18 protein-coding genes and 1 tRNA gene are annotated in these 18922 nt (G+C 40.5%); 7 read left to right on the top strand and 12 right to left on the bottom strand.

The window, feature by feature from the left end; all coding sequences use genetic code 11:
* Positions 1-9: 9 nt before the first annotated feature.
* The 9 genes from lptB to FTU98_RS09140 all read right to left on the bottom strand — a co-directional run bounded on the left by lptB (position 10) and on the right by FTU98_RS09140 (position 10703).
* Positions 10-777 (bottom strand): LPS export ABC transporter ATP-binding protein, encoded by a 768-nt coding sequence (lptB, locus tag FTU98_RS09180; RefSeq protein ID WP_154320669.1) that lies wholly within the window; start codon positions 775-777, stop codon positions 10-12.
* Complete coding sequence (lptA, locus tag FTU98_RS09175; RefSeq protein ID WP_004973072.1) at positions 777-1343, bottom strand: lipopolysaccharide transport periplasmic protein LptA; 567 nt, start codon at positions 1341-1343, stop codon at positions 777-779. The genes lptB and lptA overlap by 1 nt, the downstream gene beginning before the upstream one ends.
* Positions 1333-1875: an LPS export ABC transporter periplasmic protein LptC gene (lptC, locus tag FTU98_RS09170; protein WP_004973071.1), complete on the bottom strand. Its 543-nt coding sequence runs from the start codon at positions 1873-1875 to the stop codon at positions 1333-1335. The genes lptA and lptC overlap by 11 nt, the downstream gene beginning before the upstream one ends.
* Before the next feature lie 40 nt (positions 1876-1915).
* Entirely contained in the window at positions 1916-2455 is a 540-nt protein-coding gene (locus FTU98_RS09165) for an HAD family hydrolase (RefSeq protein ID WP_004973069.1), read from the bottom strand.
* Positions 2456-2458: 3 nt separating this feature from the next.
* Positions 2459-3436, bottom strand: a complete 978-nt coding sequence (locus FTU98_RS09160) for a KpsF/GutQ family sugar-phosphate isomerase (protein WP_004973067.1) — start codon at positions 3434-3436, stop codon at positions 2459-2461.
* 402 nt (positions 3437-3838) lie between these two features.
* Positions 3839-3914: transfer RNA gene (locus tag FTU98_RS09155), tRNA-Gly, on the bottom strand.
* Positions 3915-3979: 65 nt separating this feature from the next.
* Positions 3980-5401 (bottom strand): cysteine--tRNA ligase, encoded by a 1422-nt coding sequence (cysS, locus tag FTU98_RS09150; protein ID WP_180051281.1) that lies wholly within the window; start codon positions 5399-5401, stop codon positions 3980-3982.
* 199 nt (positions 5402-5600) lie between these two features.
* Positions 5601-6713 (bottom strand): beta-ketoacyl-ACP synthase III, encoded by a 1113-nt coding sequence (locus tag FTU98_RS09145; protein WP_154320667.1) that lies wholly within the window; start codon positions 6711-6713, stop codon positions 5601-5603.
* A 30-nt stretch (positions 6714-6743) separates the two neighbouring features.
* The gene (locus FTU98_RS09140) at positions 6744-10703 is read right to left on the bottom strand and encodes a DUF3418 domain-containing protein (RefSeq protein WP_180051277.1); all 3960 of its coding nucleotides are present in this window, start codon (positions 10701-10703) and stop codon (positions 6744-6746) included.
* Positions 10704-11078: 375 nt separating this feature from the next.
* Here FTU98_RS09140 and ahpC point away from each other — a divergent pair, with 375 nt between their 5' ends.
* The 3 genes from ahpC to FTU98_RS09125 all read left to right on the top strand — a co-directional run bounded on the left by ahpC (position 11079) and on the right by FTU98_RS09125 (position 12761).
* Positions 11079-11642, top strand: a complete 564-nt coding sequence (gene ahpC, locus FTU98_RS09135; RefSeq protein ID WP_004973058.1) for an alkyl hydroperoxide reductase subunit C — start codon at positions 11079-11081, stop codon at positions 11640-11642.
* A 345-nt stretch (positions 11643-11987) separates the two neighbouring features.
* A complete protein-coding gene (locus FTU98_RS09130) occupies positions 11988-12305 on the top strand; it encodes a hypothetical protein (RefSeq protein WP_257220038.1) in 318 nt (105 codons plus the stop codon).
* A 249-nt stretch (positions 12306-12554) separates the two neighbouring features.
* A complete protein-coding gene (locus FTU98_RS09125) occupies positions 12555-12761 on the top strand; it encodes a KTSC domain-containing protein (RefSeq protein WP_180051273.1) in 207 nt (68 codons plus the stop codon).
* An 87-nt stretch (positions 12762-12848) separates the two neighbouring features.
* Here the strand turns inward: FTU98_RS09125 and FTU98_RS09120 are convergent, their stop codons facing one another.
* The gene (locus tag FTU98_RS09120) at positions 12849-13067 is read right to left on the bottom strand and encodes a DUF1653 domain-containing protein (protein ID WP_004973051.1); all 219 of its coding nucleotides are present in this window, start codon (positions 13065-13067) and stop codon (positions 12849-12851) included.
* A 251-nt stretch (positions 13068-13318) separates the two neighbouring features.
* On the opposite strand from FTU98_RS09120, the gene FTU98_RS09115 reads away from it, so the two are divergent.
* The gene (locus FTU98_RS09115; protein ID WP_004973048.1) at positions 13319-13663 is read left to right on the top strand and encodes a hypothetical protein; all 345 of its coding nucleotides are present in this window, start codon (positions 13319-13321) and stop codon (positions 13661-13663) included.
* Positions 13664-14066: 403 nt separating this feature from the next.
* On the opposite strand, the gene FTU98_RS09110 is transcribed toward FTU98_RS09115, so the two are convergent.
* Positions 14067-14582, bottom strand: a complete 516-nt coding sequence (locus tag FTU98_RS09110; RefSeq protein WP_131260826.1) for a hypothetical protein — start codon at positions 14580-14582, stop codon at positions 14067-14069.
* A 159-nt stretch (positions 14583-14741) separates the two neighbouring features.
* Between FTU98_RS09110 and FTU98_RS09105 the strand changes: the two genes are divergently transcribed.
* A complete protein-coding gene (locus FTU98_RS09105) occupies positions 14742-15788 on the top strand; it encodes a nitronate monooxygenase family protein (RefSeq protein ID WP_154320665.1) in 1047 nt (348 codons plus the stop codon).
* Between the two features lie 84 nt (positions 15789-15872).
* Here FTU98_RS09105 and dusB read toward each other — a convergent pair whose 3' ends face one another.
* The gene (gene dusB / locus FTU98_RS09100; RefSeq protein WP_179989571.1) at positions 15873-16898 is read right to left on the bottom strand and encodes a tRNA dihydrouridine synthase DusB; all 1026 of its coding nucleotides are present in this window, start codon (positions 16896-16898) and stop codon (positions 15873-15875) included.
* Positions 16899-16982: 84 nt separating this feature from the next.
* Between dusB and FTU98_RS09095 the strand changes: the two genes are divergently transcribed.
* Both FTU98_RS09095 and FTU98_RS09090 read left to right on the top strand, forming a co-directional pair.
* Positions 16983-18188 carry a DUF1615 family protein gene (locus FTU98_RS09095; RefSeq protein ID WP_004973039.1) on the top strand — a complete coding sequence of 402 codons (1206 nt, stop codon included), beginning with the start codon at positions 16983-16985 and terminating at the stop codon, positions 18186-18188.
* Positions 18155-18802, top strand: a complete 648-nt coding sequence (locus tag FTU98_RS09090; RefSeq protein WP_180051269.1) for an HAD-IB family phosphatase — start codon at positions 18155-18157, stop codon at positions 18800-18802. Before FTU98_RS09095 ends, FTU98_RS09090 begins: the two co-directional genes overlap by 34 nt.
* Positions 18803-18922: the final 120 nt, after the last annotated feature.

The following is an 18922-nucleotide window of genomic DNA, read 5'->3' as shown; positions in this document are numbered from 1 at the left end:
ATTCAAGCTTTAAACAAAAAAGTCTTCACCCAAATAAACTTCACGCACAATTTCATTTTCCAGAATTTCTTGCGGTGTACCCTCTGCAATGACTGAACCTTCGCTAACAATATAAGCACGTTCACAAATGGCTAAAGTATCACGGACGTTATGGTCGGTAATTAATACGCCAATGTCACGATCTTTTAAGGTACGAATGATATCTTTAATATCACCGACAGAAATAGGATCGACCCCTGCAAAAGGCTCATCTAACAACATAAATTTAGGGTCTGCTGCCAAAGCACGGGCAATTTCTGCACGACGGCGTTCGCCACCCGACACACTCATCCCTAATGAATCTTTAATATGCGTGATTTTAAAATCTGCCAGCAATTCTAATAAACGCTGCTGACGTTGCTGTTTATTTAAATCTTTGCGGGTTTCTAAAATAGCCATAATATTTTCAGCGATGGTCAGCTTTCTGAAAATAGAGGCTTCTTGCGGTAAATAACCAATCCCCTTACGCGCACGTTCATGCATGGCAAGGTCAGATAAATCCAGTTGATCTAAATGGATTTCGCCTTTATCCATACGCACCAAACCCACAACCATGTAGAAACTGGTGGTTTTACCCGCACCGTTCGGCCCAAGTAACCCGACAATTTCACCACTTTTCATTTCAAATGAAACGTCTTTAACCACCCAGCGCTTATTATAGTTTTTGGCTAAATGCTTAATACACAAAGTCTGCTGACCGTGCTGGACGCTGTCCTGTGCTGCGCTCGTTTGATCCATTAATCACGCGCTCCCGGGAATGATTTTGAACTTGATGGTGGAATCACAATTTTTACACGACCCGCTTCAGAACCAGTTTTGTTCGGTGTACCAATCGCTTCAACATCGCCTTTGTTCATACTATAACGCAAGGTATTACCACGAATACTGGCTCCATCTTGCTCTAAAAGTGCGCCACCCGTTAAGGTGATAATGCCTGTTTCAGCATTGTAAACAATCTTTTGCGCCTGACCTTTGGCAAGCCCTTTGGCTGGATCAGTCTTTTGCTGGAATTGCGCAGGTCTGCCCGTTGCCGTAATGACACTAATTTCTTTTTTGCTGTTCAGATTAGCAACAATCGAATCTGCCTGCAGTTTCATGGTGCCCTGTTCAATCACCACATTGCCTGTATAAGTGGTGACGCCAGTACGTTCACTAAAGGTCGCACGGTCTGCCAATAAAGTAATAGGCTGACTGCGGTCTGACGGAATTGCCCATGCACCTGCCGATGAAAGCACCGCCAAGCCCACAAGTGCTGCTTGTTTTATCAACGCTTTAGGAGCTGTAAGCTTAGATTTATGGTTCATACTTTCCTCGAATATTAAAAAATTCGTATTGCCCGTCATTTAAATTGGCTTTTAAGCCCTGACTGATAAAATCAGCCTGTGGAGATTGTACAGTCACTTGTTTTTCGGTACTGATTTCACGTGTTTTAGGAAACACATTCAACTCGACTGTTTCAAGCGTCAGTTTGCCTTGAGCGAGTAACTTGGTTGCTAGCACTTGATCTGACAACACAACCTTTTCATTGTCATTAAAACCTTGTGCCTGTTTAGCAAAAAAAGTGGCATCCACCGCGCCCGCTTTATACATAGAGGCATTCAAATTTTCCAGCTTAGAGGTTTTTTGCTGCATGTCTTGCTCTAAACGGTCAATTTGCGCACGCACATATAAATTGCCCTGCTCATCTGTTTGGGTCAGATGAATTTGCTCTGCACTATAAGTCATAGAGCGAGCAGCGTCAGTTTCCAGTTTTTTGCCTTTACCGCTGTAATAGTAATAACCACCACTTACAGCTGCAATTGCAATCGCAGTAACGTATAAAACTTTAGTATCCATAAGTGGGGCTGTAACTCAAACCTTTGAATGTATGACTTAATTAATGAGGGATGCTGAGATATTTTTCAAGTAAGCTTTGGTACACACCTTTGGCGGTTAAAATCATATCGCAGATTTCACGTACCGCACCGCGCCCACCCATGGCCTGTGTGACTAAATCGGCACGACGACGCACTTCAATATGTCCATTTGGCACTGTGACTTTCATCCCCGCAATCGAAAACGCTGAAAGATCAGGCCAGTCATCGCCCATATAGAGACAATCTGCAGGTGATAAACCTAACTTGGCACAGGCTTCCTGCAATGCAGTGCCTTTATCTTCACGTCCTTGGTAGACCAAATCTACACCTAAATCGGACATGCGTTTTTCGACAATATTACTTTTACGACCCGTGATGATAATGACTTTAACACCTGCTTGTTGCACCAGTTTCATACCTAAACCATCACGAATATCGAATGATTTAATTTCATCACCGCTGTTGGTTAAGGTGACAAAACCATCACTTAGAATTCCATCGACATCTAAAACCAAAGCTTCAATATGACGCGCTTGCTCTAATAAAATATAAGATGCCATTGTTTAGTTTACCCCTGCTTGAATCAAGTCATGCATACTGATCACACCAATGACTTTATTGGCATCATCCACCACCACAAACTGATTGATTTTACGGTCACGTAATTGCTCTAAAGCTTCAACTGCACGTGCTTCTTGTGAAATCGTTGCAGGATGTTGAGTCATCACTTGCCCAACTTGTAAATTCACATCAAAGCCCTGTTGTTTATCAATTAAACGTCGTAAATCACCATCGGTGAAAATGCCTAACAAGACGTCATTTTCATCGACAATTGTGGTTAAACCTAGACGTTTGTTTGAAATTTCGTATAACACTTTGTTCATTGGTGTATCTGGTGCAACTTTAGGTAATTCTGTACCGGTATGCATCAAATGTTTCACATGCAATAACAGGCGCTTACCCAAAGCGCCTGCAGGATGTGAACGAGCAAAATCATCGGCAGTAAAACCACGTGCATCAAGTAACGCTACAGCCAATGCATCACCTAATGCCAAGGTTGCAGTCGTACTTGAGGTTGGTGCTAAACCAAGTGGACAAGCTTCCTGAATATTGCCTAATGTTAAAGCGACATCAGCATTTTGTGGCATCGGCCCGCGATCATCACCGCTAATTGTGATTAGAGGAACTTCCAGATGTTTGATGAGTGGCATCAACATCATAATTTCATCACTTTTGCCGGAGTTGGAAATGGCAATTAAAACATCACCCCGTACCAACATTCCCAAATCACCATGCCCTGCTTCACCCGGGTGCATAAAGAAAGACGGCGTGCCTGTAGAGGCAAACGTCGCAGCCATTTTACGACCAATATGACCTGATTTTCCCATACCTGTGACCACAACACGCCCTTTGCAATGCAACATGATTTCGCAGGCACGGCTAAAACGCTGATCAATTTGCGTCGCCAAGACTTGTAATGCTTGTTCTTCTATTCTTAAAGTGTCTAAGGCTACAGATTGGAAATCAATGGTATTTGACATGTTTGGCATTCAACGTTCAACTTAAATTGAGTATTTTCTACACCTCAATAAAAGTGATTTATTGAAGCACATTTAATTTTCGCAATTTTAGCATATCTATGCAATTCTACACTTTGATTCTGCGTGTGTTTTTTGTTTTAACGCATTTTTGTATGCTGTTTTAATTAACTCGCTTTTTGACTCGAGTTTCAAATGAAAAACAATCATATTTGAGCTTAGGCTATTTATTTTATTGATTCAAAGTTGCAGATAAAGCTAAAGATAGAACTAGCTCAGAAGCATATTTCAACGAAAATGCTCTAAAAATTATGGATCAAACCCATCTATAAAGCTGACTGCAAGCAAGCTGTAACAAACAGCCATAAAAAAACGCCTATCTTTCGATAGGCGTTTTTTAAATTTTGGAGCGGGAAACGAGACTCGAACTCGCGACCCCAACCTTGGCAAGGTTGTGCTCTACCAACTGAGCTATTCCCGCAATATGGAAGTGAATTATAGAGAATTTCGTACAACTGTCAACTCTCCATGCTTCCAAGTGCTCAATTAATCAGCACGACGCCATACAGTACCCTGACGGGTATCTTCCAATACTACGCCTTGATCTAGTAAAGACTGGCGAATTTCATCGGCACGGGCAAAGTCTTTGGCTTTTTTGGCATCCTGACGCTGCTGAATTAAGTCTGCAATGGCTTGTTCAGACAAACCTAAAGCATCCTGACCAATATCAGACTTCAGGAATTCATCTACATCATGCTGTACCAAACCTAAAATATTGGTCAAATGACGCAAGGTTGAATAATACACAGCCGCCTGCTCTGCCTGCTGCTCTTTCACCGCACGGTTCAGCTCTTTATTGACTTCAAACAAAACTGCAATTGCTTCTGCAGTGTTAAAGTCGTCACGCATTGCAGCATTAAAGCGCTCTACCAAAGCCTTATCTAACTGCTCAACTGTTTGCGTACCGTACGCTTGTTGATAAGCTTTAAATGAGTGATAGAAACGTGATAATGCGGTTTTGGCTTCTTTGAGTGCTACATCGGAGAAGTTTACAGGGCTACGATAATGCGATGACACAATAAAGTAGCGGATCACTTCAGGATGGAATTTTTCCATCACATCACGAATGGTGAAGAAGTTACCCAATGACTTCGACATTTTTTCGCCATCGACATTAATAAAGCCAACGTGCATCCAGTAATTTACATACTGCTCACCTGTTGATGCTTCAGACTGGGCAATTTCATTTTCATGGTGTGGGAACATTAAGTCTGAACCACCACCATGAATATCAAAATGATTACCTAAGCAGCAAGTCGACATCGCAGAACATTCAATGTGCCAACCCGGACGTCCATTGCCCCACGGCGAAGCCCAAGATGGTTCATTTTCTTTGGCATGTTTCCACAAAACAAAGTCAAATGGATGCTTTTTGTCGACTTCAACATCAACACGCTCAGACGCGCCCGCCTGCATGTCTTCTAGCTTGCGACCTGAAAGACGGCCATATTTGTCAAATTTTTCAACCTGAAAATAAACATCGCCATTACTTGCAGGATAAGCTGTGCCTTTATTGACCAAATTACCAATCATATTTTGCATTTGATCAATATATTCAGTGGCACGTGGTGCAGCATCAGGTTCAACACAGCCTAAGTTTGCCGCATCTTCATTCATGGCTTGAATAAAACGATCTGTTAAAGCTTGAATGCTCTCGCCATTTTCATTGGCACGTTTAATAATTTTGTCGTCAATGTCGGTAATGTTGCGGACATATTTCACATTCCAACCTTGACTGCGCAAAAAGCGAATGATGTAGTCAAATGCAACCATAACCCGCGCATGCCCGATATGACAGTAATCATAAACCGTCATGCCACAGACATACATGTCGATATGTCCTTCTTTACGCGGAACAAATTCAACTTTTTTTCGTTGCTCTGAGTTATATAGAACAAATGGTTGCATAGGTTTTCAAAATAGGTCTATTAAAAGATGCTCCATCTTAACCTAAGCATTATTTTTCATAAAGTTTTTCGATGTTTTTATTCTGTATGTGTCTGTGTGAAGAGAATATCGCGGATGATCCAAGCCTTCTCCCGAAGGAGAAGGAACTTTTTAATACCTGTACTTAGGCGTTTGCTGATCTTATACGGTTTGGCAAAGCTTATGCAGCATCACGTTTTTGTACCAAAATCGCGCCAACTGAATAGCCTGCGCCAAATGAACACAAGACACCATATTCACCGTTTTCGACTTCGTGTGCAGTACGGTGTAAAGCGATAATTACCCCTGCCGAAGAAGTATTGGCAAACTCATCTAAAATAATAGGTACTAAACCTGGTTGTGCTGCTTCTTTACCAACCACCAATTTCAAAATGAGTTCGTTCATGCTGGCATTGGCTTGGTGCAACCAGAAACGCTTCACCTCGGTTGGCGCAATCTGATTCTTTTCTAATTGCGCAGTAATCATTTTGGCAACTAAGGGGCAAACTTCTTTAAAGACTTTACGACCATCTTGATGGAAGCGTTTATCGTCAATATCTGCATTTTCACTTAAGTTTAAAAAACCGAAATTATTACGGATATTATTCGAGAACTGAGTAAACAGGTTCATGTCCAAAATTTCGAAACCTGCTTTGGTTTCAGTGTCTTCCAAAATTGAAGCGGTTGCTACATCACCAAAAATAAAGTGGCAGTCACGTGAACGGAAATCGTTATGACCTGAGGTAATTTCGACATTCACCAACAGTACGCGGCGCGCACCTGCTTTAATCGCATCATGCGCTTGCTTAATGCCGAAAGTCGCAGCAGAACATGCCACGTTCATGTCATAGGCATAACCTTGAATACCAAGCGCAGTTTGAATTTCAATCGCCACCGCAGGATAAGCACGCTGCAAGTTTGAGCAAGACAAAATCACCACATCAATATCTTCTGCGGTCACGCCTGCATTTTGCATGGCTTGTTTTGCAGCAATTACACCCCATTCTGCTTGTAGCGAAATTTCATCATCCCCGCGTTCACGCAAATTTGGACGTAAACGGTTAATGTCCAGAATACCTGTTTTTTCTGACACGTAACGGCGTTTTACCCCAGAGGCTTTTTCGATAAAGTCAGCACTTGAGCCACGACGTTCTTCAAGCTCACCTGCTGCAATTTTGTCAGCATTGAGCTGATTATACTGTTCCACATAAGCATTTAAACTTTCGACCAACTCTTCATTGGTAATAACATCTTCTGGGTGATAAAGACCAGTACCTATAATGCGAATGCCCATGTAAAACTCCTTCTAGAAATTACTAATATCTTAACTGATTCCGAGCTTTTCCCATACTTTTTGCAGCCGAGTTGCAGAAATTGGTATTTTGGTTTTCATGGGTTGAGAGAACAGCGATATGCGTAATTCTTCCACCATAAAGTACAATTCCTTGAGTCGGGCATCTTGTTTGTGTTTAAACAATTTGTCCATCCAAGGGTCAATTTGGGCGATGGCAGCATCGTCTCTTTGCAAGTTGTTGGGTAAGCGGTCTAAACGTAATAACAACGCTTTCAAATAGCGCGGATATTCGCTCCACACCTCTACAGGCTTGCTATACACAAAGTCTGCCAGATGCATTAAGTCCAGCTGATCTTCTATATCATCCATATTTTTAGCAAAAACTGCTTCATCAAGCATAAGAAGCTGACGGCGGATGTCTTGCCATGCAATATAAATTTCATTAAAGATACGCAGCGTGGTTTGACCATGACTGAGGAAAGTCTTTTTTACCTCAAGCTGCAACTTTTGAAACTCTTCCAAGTTGACTGGTAAGTCACCAATAATGCTTTGCAATGTTGCATAGATCAACATTTGCTCAAGTTGAGCTTTATCACCCAAAGGCGAATACGCCAAAGCCAAGGGTTTATCAATTTGTTTTTTCAATTGGCGTGATAAATCACCCAATTGCACATATAGCAAACGAATCACGCCTTCACGGTGCTGACGAATCGCCTCACTCTGATCATTAAAGGTTTGAATCACCACACCCGATTCATCTTTTGGTAAAAGCTCTGCAAATGTTTTGCTTGGTACCAACGCCTGATATTGCTTAACCACTACGCCCGTAACTTTTTGCGAAGCTTCAAATACAAATCGTTCAGGAAAAGTTTGAAATTCTCCGTGCACCTGCTTTACAGGACTATGCGTTTCGGTATGGCAACGCGCTTTTAATTCAGATAAATCACGACCTTGCTCAATCACCCGCCCTTTTTCATCTAGCACTTTAATGAACGGCAATAAATACGCATCTACCCGCTCAAAGCTAAAGTCTTTTTCGGTGATGTATTCAGCACGTAATTGAAATGCCAAAAAGCTAAAAATGTGCTCGCGTAAATTTACCGCATCAACACGTTGTAGCAACTTTCGAGCTGTGTCTGGAATAGGCACCAAATGACGACGCTTATCTTTAGGCAAAGTCTTGAGCAAGGCTTCAATTAAATTTTCACGCCAACCCAGAACACCCCACGACCAGATATTTTCATCGACCTGTGCCAACGCTTGCACTGGAATTTTAACGGTTGCGCCATCTTCATCATGGCTGGGGTCAAAACGGTAACTGGCCGCCAAGCGCAGCTCACCATTACGCAAATAGTCAGGAAATTGCTGCGTGGTCGGACGATCATTCAGCCAAAGTGCATCATCTTCCACAAATAAATAACGTGGATTTTGCGGCTCTACTGTGGCACGCCAATCTTCAAAGGAACGACGGCTTGCAACTTCTGCAGGTACTTTGGCGGCATAAAATTGATAAATAGTTTCTTCATCAACAACTAAATCACGACGACGTAATTTATCTTCAACCCGTTCCACTTCTTCCAGTTTAAGCAGGTTGTGTTTTAAAAATGGTGGGGTAATGCCCAAGTTGCCTGTGGTTAAAGCATCACGTAAGAATATTTCATGGGCGGCTTCCTGATCGACCTTTTCGTAATTGACAGGACGTTTCGGCTCGATAATTAGACCAAACAGCGAAATTTGATCATAGGCATTCACCACGCCTGCTTTTTTAGACCAATGTGGTTCAAAATAGTGATGCTTCAGCAAATCACGTGCAGCCAATAAAATCCATTCAGGTTCAATTTTTGCCAAGGTGCGTAGATACACTTGCGAAGTTTCTACCATCTCAAATGCCATGACCCACGGTGTATTGGTTTTATGCAAAGTCGATGCAGGGAAAATTCGTGCTTTTTGTTGGCGTACTGCCATAAACACATTGCGCTCATCGGTTTTATTGGCAATAAAAGAAAGCAACCCTGTTAATAACGCCCGATGCAGATTTTCATAACTGGCTTTTTTCTCATTAAACGACAGTTTTAAGCCACGCGCCAAATCCACCAATTGTTCATGAGTTTTCTTCCATTCACGTAAACGCAACCAACTTAAAAAATGCTGACGGGCAAAAGTACGACGTTTGTTTTCACTCATGCCATCACGGTTTTCGTGTAAAGTTTCCCACAATTTTAAATAGAATAAAAAGTCAGAATCTGCTTCACGGAACAAAGCATGTTTTTGATCGGCTTGCATTTGTTTGTCTGCAGGACGTTCACGCGGGTCTTGTACCGCCAATGCCGCTACAATAATCAGGACTTCATTTAACACCCCAAAATGCGCACCGCCTAAAATCATACGTGCCAGTCTTGGATCAATCGGCATTTTTGCCATTTGCTGACCAATTTTGGTTAAGCTGCTGCCTTGAAGCCCGCCTTTATTAGCGGTGGATTTAGTGGAATTATTCGGATGATTGTCTCCCTTTTGCGTCGCAGAGCTACTCATTCCGTCTAAAAGAGGGGCTTTACCCGTCTCAATCATCGCACCCAGTTCAATCAACAGCTTACGACCATCATTGACTAAACGATGATCTGGCGGCTCAATAAAATCAAAATCTTCGAGCGTACCCAAGCCCAAACTTTGCATTTGTAAAATGACCGATGCCAAGTTGGTGCGTTTAATTTCAGGTTCAGTAAACTCTGGGCGACTTAAAAAATCTTCTTCTGAATACAGGCGAATACAAACGCCTGGTGCAATACGACCACAACGTCCTTTACGCTGATTCGCTGCTGCCTGAGATACTGCTTCAATCGGTAAACGCTGCACCCGTGAGCGATAGTTATAACGTGAAATACGTGCAAAACCGCTATCAATCACATAGCGGATATTGGGTACAGTGAGTGCGGTTTCAGCGACGTTGGTGGCAATAATAATGCGACGACCACCACCTGAAGGATTAAAAATTTTTTGTTGTTCCGCCAAAGCCAAACGCGCATACAACGGTAAAATTTCAGTATGACGCGGTCCATGCTTATGCAAGGTTTCTTGCAGCTCCCGAATTTCCTGTTCAGTACTGGCAAAAATTAGAATATCGGCATGTTCAGGATGACCTTTTTCCTGTGCATCGGCAAAGCATTCTTCTACCGCTTGCACCACTGCGCGTGGCAAGTTTTCTTCAAAGTCATCAAACTCATCATCATCACTACCACCAATGCTTAATTCAGAAATTGGACGATAACGTACTTCGACAGGATAGCTTCGACCTTCGACCTCAAAAATAGGTGCGCCGTTAAAATAGTTACTAAAACGCTGCACATCTAAAGTTGCAGAAGTGATGATGACTTTTAAATCAGGGCGACGTGGCAAAAGTTGCTTTAAATAGCCCATAATGAAGTCAATATTTAAAGAACGCTCATGCGCTTCATCTATAATAATGGTGTCGTATTTATTTAAATAACGATCATTGGCAAGCTCTGCTAACAAAATACCATCGGTCATTAAACGGACAATTGAATCTTGCGAACCCTGTTCATTAAAACGAACTTTAAAGCTGATGGACTCACCTAACTTTTCGCCAACTTCTTCGGCAATACGCTGCGATACACTACGCGCAGCAAGACGTCGTGGCTGAGTATGACCAATTAACCCCGTTAAACCACGCCCTGCCAACATGGCAATTTGGGGTAACTGTGTAGTTTTTCCTGAACCTGTTTCACCTGCTACAATAATGACCTGATGTTGCTGAATTGCAGCAATCAACTGTTCGGCAGATTGAGTCACAGGTAAATCTTGATTCAACTTGATATCGGGAATGCGCTGCGCACGCTCCAACACTTTTAAATTAGATTTTTCAAATAATTCCTGATATTGCTTTGGATTGGCATCTTTGCCTTTTCGTAGTCGATTTAAACGATGACGATCACGCGCCAAAACGAGGTGGTCTACATTTAAATGACTCTGCACAGAATACGCTTCCTAACCAAAACACAAACGCGTATTTTACGCTGTAATGCCTTTAAGCGAAAGAACAGTGATTTAGAATGCGTATTTAAAAAGTTTTAAATCCCCCCTTGAATTTCAAAATAGCATCCCCATATAGATGTATGTTCACCAATTGCTTGAAATGGGTTGTATTTGAACCTGAAAAATAGGTTGTCATGCAATCATCATCATTTTGAGGCTTAATAAAGACTCAATAATGCAGTAATGAAAGTGTACGCTTTTTACATACTCATTTGTTTTTCCGATGCTAGTAATGTAAAAATACCATTTCAGCAATAAAACAAAATTAGATACTCTATTACCAACGAAATACAAACCTTAATCATGGAGACAGTGATGAGCTTAATTAATACTGAAGTTAAACCATTTAAAGCAAATGCATACCACAACGGTCAATTCATTGAAGTAACTGAAGCTGATCTTAAAGGCAAATGGTCTGTAGTATTCTTCTACCCTGCTGACTTCACTTTCGTTTGCCCAACTGAGCTTGGTGACCTTGCAGACAATTACGCAGAATTCCAAAAATTAGGCGTTGAAATCTATGCAGTTTCTACTGACACTCACTTCACGCACAAAGCTTGGCACGATTCTTCAGAAGAAATCAAAAAAATCCAATACGTAATGGTTGGCGACCCAACTTGGACGCTTTCTAAAAACTTCGAAGTATTAATCGAATCTGCTGGTCTTGCTGACCGTGGTACTTTCGTAATTGATCCAGAAGGTAAAATCCAAATCATCGAAATCAATGCTGGCGGTATTGGCCGTGATGCTCAAGAACTTCTTCGTAAAGTTAAAGCAGCTCAATACGTTCACGCTCACCCAGGTGAAGTATGCCCAGCTAAATGGAAAGAAGGTGATGCAACTTTAGCCCCATCTATCGACCTAGTAGGTAAAATCTAAGTTTTAGATTAAACCACTCAAAAAAACCACGCATATTTTGCGTGGTTTTTTTTAATCAGAACATCACCCTTTTCTACCTTATTTATTCATATTTCATCTCTAGAATAGAAAATGTAAAAACATTACAACACTACAATCGAATCTGTACCGGTAACAGTTGTGAGATTTATTTTTGAGGGCTGTTCTATGAAAAAATTATTTTTACTTTCAACATTAATAGCATTTTCAGTGCCAGCTTTAGCTGATTTCAACTGTAATGGCAGCATTAAAAATCGAACTATTGATGATAATGTCAAAGTGCATAAACAATGTGTTCTTGATCATGTGACTATTAAGGGCAACCTAATGTTGCATTCCAACTCACAAACGGCAATTAAAAATAGTACGATTGATGGCAATTTAGAATCTAAAGGAAACTTTAGTCAGGTTAATGCACATGCCAACCGCATTGATGGCAATATCCAACTCGAAGATGGGCGTAACATCCAACTCACGTCAAACCGTGTAAATGGCAATATTCAACTTAAAGATAATTCAGGCTCAATCGTTGTAAAAAATAACCGCGTGAATGGCAATTTAGAATGTGAAGATAACCGCGTAAAAACGACTGGCGGCACAAACCGTGTTTCTGGTGACAAAGAAGATCAATGTCGTCATCTATAAAATCTAGTCTTTCAATCATTTTATTTAAATGAATGACTATTCATGTGCAAAGCATAAACACCACATCCTAAATGTGGTGTTTTATTTCGCTTCATAATAGTTTTGTCGTTTTTGGCACGTTTAGGTTGCGCAAAAAACTTATATTCAAAAGTTACAATTCTGTAATACTTTTTAGCAAGCACTTCACTTATGTTCAAAATAAGCAGATTTATTCTGTGAAAAATAATATAAAAAATAAAGGAGTTGCTTATGGGTAAAGCACTTGCCGTGACATCCTGGACATACAGTGCATCTTCACGTTATTTAAAAATATTTTACGAAAATGGCTCTGGGGATTTATTCCATCCTGTACCACAATTTATTTATGACAACTTATTAAGACGCAGTGATAAAGCAGCTTTTGTGAGTAAATATTTAGCATACGATTTAAGCTTTAACCGTATTTCCATTCAATAATTGATTTTATTAAACTTTGAGCATCCACATAACGATCCAATCTAAAAATAGATTGGATCGTTTTAAATAGGTAAATAACTTCAAATATTAATACACTTCTTGAATCAATTTAAAGCGTTCCTGTTCACGGTCATCATCCAAAGTAATACTCTCCGTGAACATATCAAGCGGTCTGGCCCAAATAGAATAATCGCCATATAAGCATTGATAAACCACCAATTTCTCTTGGGTTTCACTGTGTGTAGCCACATGCAGCACTTGATACAATTGCCCTTTATAATGTTGATAAATCCCTTTTTTAAGCATTTTACAATCCCAATCTTACAGAATGGCATTACTGTACAATAAAAACTGTAACCATTCTCAAGATTTCACCTTATCAGAAAAAATGAATCGCATCGGCATATTTTTCTCTAATTTATCGTTCTAATCTACACAACAAAAAAATATCTAAACCCATTACATTATTTGAACAATTTTAAGCTTCAAATTGATTGTTTTTTGGTTATATTCGCATTATCCCATCTTAAGTGGATGTAAAAAAAGGAAACATGATAATGAATAAACTTCTTATTGCTTTAGGTCTTGCTGCCACTGTAGCACTTGTAGGTTGTGCAAAAGAAAAAGCACCAGAAACAGGGGCAACTACGGGTGAACACTTAGAAAACGCTGCGGCTCAAGCTGCACATGATGCCAAAGATGCAACACATGAAGCTGCTACTGCTACAGCAACTGCGGTAGATAACGCAGCGCAAGCAACTGAAAATGCTGCACACAATGTTGCAACAGCAACAGAAAACGCAGCTGATGCGACTGTACAAGCTGCTAAAGATGCAACTGCTGCGACTGCAGGTGCGGTTGAACAAGGTGCTGCAAATGTGAAAGAAAAAGCACAACAATAATTTGATTGTATAAAACAAAAACTCCTGAGCAAGTTCTCAGGAGTTTTTTATTCAGCACGATTTAATTAGGGTCTGTTGACAATTCGTCTATGTTTGCGACATGAGAGATATATCTCGCAAGGTTTTTTAGCTGATATAAGGCATGGGACAGGAAATTTACTCATTCTAAATGACTGGCACATAACGTAATAGCAGCAAAAAATATGCTTGTACCCTTGCGCAGCAAACAAAGCAGTGCTTTGTTTTTGCTCATGTGGCTAAAACTTTCACAGATTGCGTTATAAAACTTGAAAATAAACCCGTTATTCCCTGCGTTTCATGCCTAATCTGCTCAGTTTTAGCCTACAGCGCAAGCCATTTATGAAATATCAACAGACCCTAGTAAACCTAAATCCTGCCGCAACTATAACGCCGCTTTTAAATTACAACCATAGCCCATGGTCTGTTGTACTTGGCGGTAACTGGTGTAACGATTCAAAATAAAATCATAATAAGATTCTGCATTGGCAAAATTTTCAGCCAAATTTTCCTGCTCTGCACGCGGTAATTTTACATCTTTAAGAAAATCTAGATTGTTATGTCCTAAGCGATATAACTCAGCAAAATAACCATTCATCATATCGCAATAAGCAATTTTAGTCGGCTTTAAAGCAGTACTGGCGACCAAATGCTGATTCAAAGTTTGTAAGTTATTTACATCTAAAGGGAATTGATGCGCAAATGCGATATTTTCGACTTGTTTAAATTGTTTGAAGTCTTGCGCCAATTTGACATTTAAAGCATCTATACGCTGTTGTAATGCAGTCGCATCCTGAACCTGATATTGCTTTGGATCAATTTTTACTTGAGTTTGCTGTGGATTGCTACACGCACTTAATCCACACACCACAAGCAAACCACCATAAACGAAAGGCTTCATTAATTTACTCATCAATTCATACATCAGGCTTATTATGCCTGAAAGCATCTGCAAATTTAATGATATCGCTCATCTTAATATTTCATAAAGAAATGACGGATATGATTTGCCAATCTACCTAGAGTTGGGCAAAGTAGATAAAAACATGGAGTAAATAATATGACCTTATTAGAACAACTGAATATAAAGCATCCTATTTTTCTTGCTCCAATGGCTGGCGTTTCTACTCCCGAACTTGCAGCCGAGGTTTCTAATCAAGGTGGTTTTGGCTCACTCGGTTTAGGTGCAAACACGGTAGATGCTGCACGTGAGCAAATTTTACGCACTCAAGAACTGACTGATTTTCCATTTCAGGTCAATTTCTTTTGCCATGAATCAAGTCCACTAGATGAAGTCGCTGCACAAGCGTGGATTGCACATTTTCAGCCAATCTTTGAACGCTATGGCGCAACTGCACCGAGTCAACTAAATTGTATTTATCCAAGTTTTAAAGACCATGATGGATATTTAGATCTTGTACTAGAAACTAAACCACAAGCCGTCAGTTTTCACTTCGGGATTCCGCATGCGCATCAAATTCAGGCTTTAAAAGATGCAGGAATCATTACTATGGTTTCAGCAACCAACTTAGCCGAAGCTCAAGCCATTGAAGCAGCGGGAATTGATGTCATTATCGCCCAAGGCATTGAGGCAGGTGGACATCGGGGTATCTTTAACCAAACCTTTGATAGTGCAATTAAAACCAGCGATTTAGTACAACTAATTCGTGAACATTGTACCCTGCCAGTGGTTGCAGCAGGTGGCATTATGAATGGTCAGCAAGCACAGTTAATGCTGAAATTGGGCGCTTCTGCGGTACAGCTGGGTACAGCTTTTGTGCAATGTAAAAGTTCCAATGCCAATCCAGCTTATCGACAAGCTTTATTTCAACAAAACATTACTCAAATGACCGACAGCATTTCTGGACGCCCTGCCCGTGGTTTAATTAATCATTGGCATACACAAGTAGATACGCCAGATCGTTTAACAGTACCTACCTATCCGTATAGCTATGATCTTGCAAAACAGTTGCATGCAGCAGCCGTTATACAAGGCGAGCAAGGTTATGCTCCGTTTTGGGCTGGTAGTAATGTGAGTCAGATACGTGAATTAGAAGCCGCAGATTTAATTAATCAGTTGGTTTTGGAAATGATTCACGCACGCTAAGTTTACGTACAGAAAACTCAACTGTGTATCACAGTTGAGTTTTTATTTAGTTCCAAAAAAGCTAAAGCATATATTTGCATGCGATTACTTTGTGTCTAACAAGTTCACGGTTTCAACCTGCACATCACTCATGATTTCACCATGCGCAAGTAGCTGATTAAAGTAATCTTCAACCACTTTATATTGTTCTGCAGTACTTTCTACTTGATACATACTTTGACGGAATTCATTACTTGAACGTAAACCTTTGGTGTACCAAGCAATATGTTTACGTGAAATACGACAACCTGAATATTCACCATAAAATTCATACAGCTCAGCTAAATGTCCAAGTAATACTTTTTGAACTTCTGCAATGCTCGGTGCTGCTAACAGCTCACCTGTTGCTAAATAATGTGCGATTTCCCGAAAAATCCACGGACGTCCTTGCGCAGCACGTCCAATCATAATCGCATCTGCGCCTGTATAGTCCAAGACATATTTGGCTTTTTCAGGACTATCAATATCACCATTGGCAATCACAGGAATATTGAGCATGCTTTTCACTTCTTTAATCAGTGAATAGCGTGCACGGTTTAAATACATATCTTCACGGGTACGCCCATGCAATGCCAATGCAGCAATGCCTGCTTGTTCTGCGTGTTTGGCAACCCGTAAAATATTTTCCTGCCCATTCAAAAAACCTAAGCGAGTTTTCAGTGTCACAGGCACATTCACCGCGGCAACCACAGTATCTAAAATGCGTGCCACCAAATCTTCATCTTGCAATAAAGCCGAACCAGCCAACTTATTGCAGACTTTTTTGGCAGGACATCCCATATTGATATCAACAATTTGTGCACCATTGGCGACTTGATAACGTGCGGCTTCGGCCAAATCATGCGGGTCTGAACCTGCAATTTGTGCAGAAATTGGTGCAAGTTCCCCATCAAAGTTGGCACGATACAAACTCTTTTTACTCATGCGCAAAGTTTTGTCAGAGGTCATCATTTCACTGACCGCATGCCCTGCACCAAAGTACTTGCACAGTGAGCGAAAGGGTCTATCAGTGACACCTGCCATCGGGGCAACGATCAAATTATTTGACAGTTGATAGGGACCAATATACATATATATTCTTAACTTTAACGATTGGCATAGTATACTGCATCTGCCCTTTGGGCTCATCCATTTGGAACGAGTTTTCCCTATACTATGAAAGACACTGTATTCACTTCTTTGATGAAACCCTTCAGCGTGCTTGCTTTATCATTAAGCTTGGCTGCCTGTGGAGATAGCGCATGGTGGTCTAAGGACAATGAGCCAACCCTTGAAGCAGAACAAATCCGCAAACTCATTCCGAATAGGGTCAGTGAGCGTAGTGCTTGGGCAAAAGATATTTACGATATTTCAGAGCAATTGGGCATCCCACAAACCAAAGAAAATATGTGCACCATCATTGCCGTGGTGGATCAGGAATCGAACTTTGTAGCCGACCCTCAAGTCTATGGTCTGGGTGAAAAAGCAGTTAAAGAAGTGCAAGACCGTTTGGATGAGAAATTTAAAGATAAACTGGGCGAAGCCATTGGTGGTACGGTTGCAGGCTATTTTCAGGATGTACTGAAAAACCACCCAAGCCCTGAAGATAACTATTTAAGCCAAATGCGTCGTGTGAAAACCGAACGTGAACTGGATGAATTGTATCGTGAAATTTTTGACTATATGGCCAAACATTATCACGTGTCTGCGCTAACAGGTGCTGCCAAACTGTTTGGACAAAATATTGGCGAAAAACTTAATCCAATTACTACTTTAGGCTCGATGCAAGTACATATTAGCTATGCCAAAGAGCATAAACGCCAAAGCGGTAACATCGCAGAGTTACGCAGCGATCTATACACTCAATATGGCGGATTATATTACGGGATTCATCGTTTAATGATGTACCCTGCCGATTACGATCAACCGCTATACCGCTTTGCTGATTATAACTCTGGCATGTATTCGAGCCGCAATGCCGCATTCCAAAGCATGCTAAATGATTTAACTGAAGCAGAATTAGATTTAGATGGTGATTTGCTACTTTATACTAAAGATGGTAGCGTGCGTAATGCAAAGAGTGAATCCGAACGTGAATTAATTGCTGTTTTTTCAAAACATAATATTTTAGTCACCCCACGACAAATTCGTGCAGACCTAAAAAAAGAAAAAGAAAAGAAATTTGAAGATACTGCGACATATTTAGCAGTCACGAAACTCTATAAAGCGCAAACGGGCAAAGAGCCATTTTATGCCATGATGCCGCAAGTGGTCATTTCAGGGCCTAAACTGAGTCGAGATTACAACACCAATTGGTTTGCTACGCGAGTCAATGGACGTTATAAAACATGCATGCAAAAAGCCAAAAATATAAAAATCTAGCCCTATTTGATTTTGATGGGACCCTGTGCAGCAAAGACAGTTTTACAGGGTTTATTTTCTATGCTTTATCTAAGCGGCATATTTTTAAGCAAGGACTTAAAATCTTGCCTTGGATTCAGGCTTACTATTTAAAAGTTTATCCTGCACATGCCATGCGCCCTAAATTGTTTAATGCTATGTTTAAAGATGCAAATACAGCTGAAATATTAGCACTTGCACAGCGCTACGCAGTAGATTTAATACATGATCTTAACCCACAACTGTTACAACAATTAAAACAGCATCAATTCAATGGTGATGATGTGGTGATTGTTTCTGCCAGTGTGGATATTTATTTGCAATATATTTGTCAGCAGTTAAATGTCGATTTGCTTTGTACTGAAACAGAAATTAAAAATCTACAATTCACAGGGCAATATTCAACACCTGATTGTAGTCGGGAACAAAAGAAAATACGGATTTTAGAACAATATGATTTAGAAAATTATGCAGCTATTTATGCGTATGGTAATAGTGATGAAGATGATGCCATGCTGAGTTTAGCGACTTATTCTTATATGGTGGGTAGTGATCATTCATTGCCAGAAATTGTAACTTATAAAAAACTGGCTTGATTTTGATGAATGATATAATAAAACCACAATTTGAATTGTGGGTTTTTTAAGTTACATGTAGCGGATGCCGCCTATGGTGATTACTTTTTTATACCCAGAATAGAAAATAAAAATAGAGTT

The sequence above is a fragment of the Acinetobacter sp. YH12211 genome (assembly GCF_013418015.1).
GTDB classification, from domain to species: domain Bacteria; phylum Pseudomonadota; class Gammaproteobacteria; order Pseudomonadales; family Moraxellaceae; genus Acinetobacter; species Acinetobacter towneri.
Note: the sequence above shows the minus strand (reverse complement) of the source record. Positions and strands in the feature narration are given on the sequence as shown.